The sequence below is a fragment of the Vibrio fujianensis genome, assembly GCF_002749895.1.
Classification (GTDB): domain Bacteria; phylum Pseudomonadota; class Gammaproteobacteria; order Enterobacterales; family Vibrionaceae; genus Vibrio; species Vibrio fujianensis.
Genome location: NZ_NBUS01000054.1, coordinates 811049 through 819091 on the forward strand (window position 1 = coordinate 811049; position 8043 = coordinate 819091).

Sequence of the window (8043 nt, forward strand, 5' to 3'; positions counted from 1 at the left end):
CTGCCTCAATCGCTGCATTCAACGCTAATAAATTGGTTTGCTCTGCAATCGCCTTAATCACATCAAGGACATTACCGACATTATTCGATTCATTGGCTAATTGCTGGATCACTTCTGATGTTTTAGTAAATTCACTTTCTAAATCACCAAACTCATGGGTCGTTTTATCAAAAACCTGCTTACTGGTACTGGCTTCTTTTTCTGCACTGCCTGCGTATTGCTCGGCCATGGTGGTGCTTTCCGCCACCGTAGAAAGCGCAGAGGTCATTTCTTCCATGGCGGTCGCTGCCATTTCTAACTCTTGACTTTGTTGATTAGCAACCTTGGCGTTTTGCTGTGTAACATCACGAATCGTTTCTGAAATAGCAGAAATCGTATGATTAACTTGATTTATTTTAGTAATGGTTGATGAATAACTGGCCAATACTTTGTTGATGGTTGATCCGATAATTCCTAATTCATTCTTACTTTGATCATCTACCCGTAAAGTTAAATCAGAGTTTTTATCTACCTGTTGCAGCAACGTTGCCATGGTATCGATTGGCTTCACCACTTTACGATTAACAATAAAATAACCAATAATCGCTATCACGAACACACTGATGAGTGAAATATTGCCAATCAACACGGTATTTTTTACTTTCTTCGCTGCAATATTAAACTGCTGATTAGTACGATTCTCTAATTCAATGAAAAACTTATCAATTGGGGCCATAATTTTGGCTTTTTCTTGATGATATTGAACACTGTGTAGTAATTCGATAGCCATAGAGCGATCTGGTGCTCTCCTGACGGTATAATTACCGTTAGCATCAGCAAAACGTCCTTTCACTGCATTCATGGCTTTTACTTCCATATTCACCAAAGCATCTGAATTGGCTTGAGCTTCTCGCAATAATCGAAACTCTTGCTCAGTAAACCCTAAATCACTCATCATTTGATTTAGTGAGATAGCCTTGCCATCAGGCTTTGGTTTTTGGCCATGTTGTAAAACAAGATCCCAATAAATGGTGTGGTAATTTTCTGGGCGGGGTTTCTTTCCGTTACGAATATCTAAAATATCCATATACATTTTTTCGTATTTTTCATCACCGGTGACCACATAAGTTCGCCCTAAACGGGTTAAGTCATCCGAGCTTTGGCGAAGTTCATCAGCAGCTTGATAAGATTGATAACGCACTTGCGCCATATGATCGACTTGGTGCATCAAACCATTGAGTTGTAACACCGTTAAAACGCTAATAATGATTCCAGCCCCAATAACAGCAAATACAAGCTTCATGGTATTGTTTATCGTCATAACCCCATCCTCTGTTTTCCTCTCGCATGCCATTGAGGCTCGCAATAATCACTCACTATTTAGCATAGAACAAAGTGACCAAAAGAGAGCATTATCTGCATCAATTCACAACACAACGGATTATCCAGACGTTAGCATAAGGTATGGAAATATAGAGAGTTAGTTCAACAGCCCCGCCATTAAATTGCGGGACAGATGAGCCTGCCAAGTCAATAGTGACAATGTCACTATTAAGTGTCGGTATGACAACTGGATAATAAGGCTTGATACATCGAATGAAAGCCAAGCAACGACACTTTTATTTGCTCATGCTGTTGTTCATCGCCTATTAAATTAATGAGCAATTGTTTAGCATTAAACCAGTGAGTTAAGCTGTCTTGAGGTATAGTGGCCCAATGAGTCGTTCCTTTCACCCAAACATCCATCGAAATTGGCGCTTTATCATCTAACATGCCGCTCGCTTGATAACCGAGGTCTGCATAGGGTAGTGAGTTAAAAAATAGTAAATTCACCCCTTCTGTTGTGCAGCGCATGACAACCATGTCTGACAGCCGATCACTCTGACTATGGCTCACGCCCAAAATGACCACTTCCCCCCCCTCTTCAGTGTGAGATTGATAGTGCTCCCAATCTTGATAGGTGTGCGCCAGTTGTAATTCAGCCACCACTTTTAAGGGGATTAAAATCAATAGAATAGTAAAAAACCGTTGTTTCATATTGTCTGATTCCTTCGCACGACGCGCGCCATGATATGAATTGACGAAAAAGGTCTGCCAGACCCACAAACCATGGTTCTGGCATGACTCAATAATCATTCGTGTACTGGTAGTAAAATGGCTTCAAACCGCTCAGCATGAGCTAAAAATGGTTGCATGATCGCATCTACTTTTTCTTTAGAGACATGTTGATTCGCGCGTCGCTGTGCTTGAATCAAGGCCGGAGAGTCGGTAAGACGGTAGCTTTTTTCCAGCTCACTCAGTATGCCTAAATCTGAACGTAAATAGCGTGCGATTTGGTCCTCACGCTGTATTTGCTTGTTTTTAAGGACATCTGCATCACTCCCCTGTTCTGCTACCTGACGTAAAACATCATGCGTCAGTGATAACAATTCATCAACTCGTTCCGGATCACAAGAAAATAGAATGCGCCCTTCTGCTTGCGGGCTGTCAGGATCTTGCCAAAACCAGCTGGTGACACCATAAACTCCCGAAGCTTCTTCACGCAATGTCAAACGTAATTGTTCTTGTACTAACTCACCGGCTAATTCCAAATAATAAGCATGATCTGGACGCCAAGAGGCTGCTTGAGCTAAATACAGTTCGACTTCTGCTCGAGGCTCTTTCGAATCAAACACTCGCAAACCTTCCTTTGGTGATTGCGCATAAACTGAATACGCTGAACGTTGCTGAGCATGGTACGGTAATGAGGCAAGATAATGGGCAGCTAAACGTTCAAGCTGGTCGGGTTGGATATCCCCGACTACAAAATACGTATAATCGGTCTTGTTGGCGAAATATTGCTGATAAATATCACTTAAACGCTGGCTCGTGAAGCGTGCAACTTGTTCACTCCTCTCACTATAGACGGTCGGGATATTGGGGTAGCGTAAAGCGGAAACGCGACGAATAAAACGATCCATTCCATCACTATGCTGGCTACGCTGCAACATATCAGTCTGGTACTCTTTTAAGACCTTTTCAGAAACAGGACTTGATGCCAATTTAATATGCAATAACTGAAACATTTTATCGACATTGTCGGTTTTTGCCCAACCTGAGAATCCTTGTTGATAATCATCAAGAATAGTTGACATGACAACCGGATTGCCTCGAAAAATGCTTTGTAATTCCGGTAAGGAAACCTCGCCAATTCCCGTTTCATCGACTAAGCTCACCGCAGTACGCAAAACGTGGTAGTCCTCACGAGGGACGGATCGTAATCCGCCTGAGGTTAAGGCTTTAAAATGTACCTGACCAGGGTTGCTATCACTATAACGATAAATCAGCTTACTTCCATTGCTTAGCCGATACTCTGTCAACTGATGTTCGGCCCAACGTTTTTCTCGTTTCACCGAGCCAGGATGAGGAGACACCACTGGCAAACTCGCTTGATGCTGTTCTCGCCGCCATTCACCCTGAGGTGTGGCCATATAAGTTTCCCAAAGCTCATGCCAAGAGCCTGTAGTCAATACGGGTTTAGAACGATTCACTGGCTGAGTGATTAAAACCAAGCGTGATTCCGGCTTAATCAACGCCTGAAAGGCTTGATTAACTTTATCTAAAGTCATGCTGCTTAGAAATCGATGATTAAGACGATATTTATCTTCTTCGCTCAAAAGTAATTGACCACTGGCAGCAGAAACCATTAAATCACCCACGAGATCAATGCTATACATAACCTTTTGCTGTGCGGCTGCATTAATTCGATTTAATCGAGCGATCTCGCCATCAAATTCATCGAGCGTAAATCCATGCTGTTGAACCTGAGCGAGAAAAGCCATTAATCCTTCTGTTGCTTGTTGGTAATGATCCTGCACAAGTTGTAGCGAAAAAACAGCTTGGTGGGTCTCTCGTCCAATATTACTGGCATAAAAACTGGCCGAACTGACCGCATGCGTCTCTTGTTGCTCCCAATCTTGCAATCGAATATTTAATAGCCGAGTGGCGATTTGAGTGGCAAGATCTTGTTCATAACGGGCTAACGTATGTTGCGGTAAATAATCAGAAAAGAAACTCAACTCAACACTTGGAGTGGTTATTCCTTCTTCAGAAACCACTGCACTTCGCCATCCATCAACCAAAGGAATGCTATAGTCAATCGTTTCTAAAGGAGTATTAGGTTTGGAAAGCGACGAGAATTGTTCATGAATTAATTGTTCAACTTGAGTAGGATCAATGTCTCCAACAACGACTACGGACATATTATCTGGCCGATACCAACGGTGATAAAAATCCGCAACACGTTGATTAGAAACTGTTTTAATGGTTTTAACATCACCAATAGGATCCCTTTGCGTATAGCGAGAACCCGCCATTTCTATGGCGCTTTTTTTATCACCTAACCTTAACATCGGCCCTAAGCGCGCTCGCCACTCTTCCAATACAATTCCACGTTCTGCATCCAGATCATCTTTAAACATCGTGACACGGCTTGCCCAATCAGCAACCACATTCATGGCTAATGTCAAAGACTCAACGTCATTTTTCGGCAGATTAAGCTTATACACGGTATTTTCAAAGTCGGTAAATGCATTGATATCAACGCCAAATTTCATCCCCGCCTTTTCTAGCTCGGCGATCACTTGATTACCCGGATAATGAGCCGTTCCGTTAAACGCCATATGCTCAACGATATGGGCAACGCCGCGCTGATCATCGTCTTCATTCATCGAACCAGCATTGACCACAAACCGAATATAAACACGAGACTCGGGTTGCGAATTTTTAGCGATATAGTAACGAAATCCATTCGCTAATGTTCCGACGGTTATATTAGGATTAAAACGTAATGACTCGAGCGGAGCCGTTGTCGATGTGTGAATCAATTGACAAGCCGCCAACCAGATCACACTAGATAAAATCACAATTTTTCTATAATTCATAAATAAGAAAATGCCTGAGTTTGAATAAACAATGCCAATAAAGACGAGCGAATCCGCAGACGTACGATACAAAAGATTTATCTGGTAAGATAAAAGACCCAGGGGTTAACAGACTTCACCACAATAACAAAAACAACCAGTGGCTCATCACCACTGGCTGTGACTGATAACCATCAAATCATTAGAATTCGTAGCCTAATTCCAGCCAAAATTCTCGCCCAGGAGAATAAAGCCCATATTCACCACTACCACTTGATTTCACTGCACTTTGACGGACTTGATCGAAAACATTTAACACATCTAATTGCACATAGGCGCGGTGGGTATAACCTAAACGAGGTTGCCAACGTAAACGCGTATCCCACTGTGTGTGGGTTCCGAAATCGAAACTGCGGTGCATTTCTAGCCCATCCGGTGTGTCATTAACGTATTCATACCCTTTTACTGGTGCTTTAATGTATACCTTGTTTGACCAAACCAGATCATGCTTTGGTACCATCATATCGAGCCCAAGCCTGACAACCCACTCATCGGTACTGCTATTGACCGCTTGCTCCATTTGGGCACGAGTCATGATCTTCCCATCTAGATAAACCAATTGATTTGGATCGATATTTTTATTCAATGCCACCCTGTCAGTATCTAACCAGTCAGCACCCAATGTGGTTGACCAATGCGTCTCTCCCAGTACCCAAGGCGTAATATTACTCACTTGTAAGGTGTAGATATCGACCTGGTAATGGCTTCCATTTGAATAGGAATCGACTTTTTTACCCGCAACATCTTCTTGCTGAACAATAATTCGTTTTTTGTTATCACGTAATACGTACTGAGCAGATAAGGCAAAATTACCGATATTTTGCACAACGCCGACGCTCAGTTCATCAGCGAATGGCGTCTCTAGTTGGGTAATCGTCTCATAACGACGGGTATGATCGTCATTCAGCTTTAATACCTCTCCTGCCAGTTTCATCGCAGCGAATGAACGACCGTAATAACGGTTGATGCCTAGATTAAAACGAGTATTGGATAACGCTTGCCAACTACTGGAAAACCTCGGCGCAAGATTGGTATTACCTAAATAATCATCCCGATCAACTCGGATGCCCGGACGGACAGATACCGAATTCCATTTGATCAAATCTTCCATATACCAAGAATAATCCTGATAAGCAGTATGAAGACGTCCCTTGCGCGTGGTTTCTGTTTTATTCATCAACTCAAAATCACCCATCATCATCGTGGTATTCTGAGTTACATCTTGATCACGCTTAAAGCGATAATCGGTTTTCCGATACGCCGCTCCGACTGAAAAACCGTGCGAGGCCTTGCCCCATGTGAAACGGTCAAATTGATAATCGAGCATCACTTGCGTATTTTCTTGAGCAATTTGACTATCCCCATACCCGCCTAATTCGTAATTCATCTCTGTATCAAGATCAATGATGACTTGTGCTTGATTGGCCGAAGAATCACGCTCATCGAAAAATTTATCGTATGCAGCAGTCGCAGTGAGTTCACCCACACCAAATCGTTGTACCCATTTAATGGTGGAACCATACGCAACATGGCTATCTGTCACATTACCATCGATATTTTCAGCATAATATTTTCCTTCTTGATAATCAGAAAAACGAACGCCAAACTCCAAACGACGTTCAACATCTGGAGTCCAATTAAAATTCGCTAAAAAATTATCAGAACGACGAGTATGGTTCTGTTTATCCGTTTTCCCTTGTGGATTGAGCATCCGCGTTTGTTCAATATCAGAATCACGCCGACTAAAACCTATCACCATACCGATATCATCCGTGAGTGCGTGTTCAGCCATCACACTGAAAAATTCCTTATGATACTTGGGCTGAAAATCGGCATTAAAACCATTAGGGACGGCTTGATTGACTAAATCTTTTGCTGGCTCATCGACCTTCATTGATGCCCAACTCGATTGGGTCGTTCGATAACGTAACTTCACTTGATCTTCGCCGCTGTATTGGCGTGTTTCCGCCACCACCGCTCCACCAGTAAAACCACCTAATCGAGCCGGGACATCACTGCTATAAACCGTGACACCGGATAATAAATTCGCATCCAAAAAGTAAGCTTGTTCAGAACTACGATTAGGATTCACCCCCATAGAACCATCAAATAGTGCACCAGTCGGGTCAATATCATTATTGATATTAATGCCATCTAACATGTAGGCAGTCTGACTGGCATCCGCACCATTAATTGAAACTGATGCCGGTTTTATTTCTCCTCCGGTAAACCCTTGTAAGTCTCCCTCCGCAAAGCGAACGTTCGGATTATCTTTAAGATAATCCGTCAAATTCCCATTTGACGTTGGCGTGTTGCTAATATCTTCAGCATTGAGGGATTGTTTGATGGTTGTCTCATCCTCTTTAACATCAGTAACGGTGACTGTTAAATCCGAAGGTACATCATCTAAGTGAGATTGAGCAACAAGAGGACCACTGCAGAAAGCGATTGCAACGGCAATCAGGCTTTTATTAAAATAACGCATAAAAAATAATCAAATAATAATCGTTATCATTTAGATTATCACTAATAATTAACTAAGTAAATTGTGTTAAAGAACACCGCATAAAATAGAGCGTCTTATTTGGTGATAAATCAGCAGCAACGTTATCAGGCTATTGATTAACCGAATCGCTTAATATTGCCCGTAAACAACAAGTGAGTGATTGTGTTGTAACTTATTGTAAAACCTATACACACAAACTGGTACAACCAGAAAATCACTTTAATTCATTGATCTTGATAAATTAAATCTCTATCTTGCGCCTCTTTTTAGAAAACCACAGCGCCGTTTCCTTTGACAACTATTTAACAAAATATTAACATCAGGTTTTGTGTACTCTTTCTACTACAGGGTTCTTTTATTTCACCTTTTTGTACCCTGTCGCTCTTCAGCTTGAAGTGATGCATTCCAAAGTTAAGAGAACAAGATAGGCAAAGCGGCGCACAAAATAATCATCATGCTCCCAATCATTTGAGATTGCAGTTTTTCAGTGCATGCCTTGCTCAGTTTATGGTCAGTGCTGCCACTGTCATTTCAAGTGGAATGGATAAAAGACCGAGGAGGTCGAGAATGTTAAATAAATCTTCCCTTGCCGGCTGT

4 protein-coding genes are annotated in these 8043 nt (G+C 42.0%); all 4 read right to left on the reverse strand.

The genetic code is table 11. From position 1 onward, the window contains the following. On the reverse strand, nucleotides 1-1300 hold a 1300-nt coding region (locus B7C60_RS16825; protein ID WP_245869659.1), incomplete at its 3' end, for a methyl-accepting chemotaxis protein. Between the two features lie 230 nt (nucleotides 1301-1530). Further along, nucleotides 1531-2016, reverse strand: a complete 486-nt coding sequence (locus B7C60_RS16830; RefSeq protein ID WP_099612627.1) for a hypothetical protein — start codon at nucleotides 2014-2016, stop codon at nucleotides 1531-1533. Between the two features lie 95 nt (nucleotides 2017-2111). Further along, nucleotides 2112-4901, reverse strand: a complete 2790-nt coding sequence (locus B7C60_RS16835) for a M16 family metallopeptidase (protein ID WP_099612628.1) — start codon at nucleotides 4899-4901, stop codon at nucleotides 2112-2114. 181 nt (nucleotides 4902-5082) lie between these two features. Beyond that, a complete protein-coding gene (locus B7C60_RS16840) occupies nucleotides 5083-7425 on the reverse strand; it encodes a TonB-dependent receptor plug domain-containing protein (RefSeq protein WP_099612629.1) in 2343 nt (780 codons plus the stop codon). Nucleotides 7426-8043: the final 618 nt, after the last annotated feature.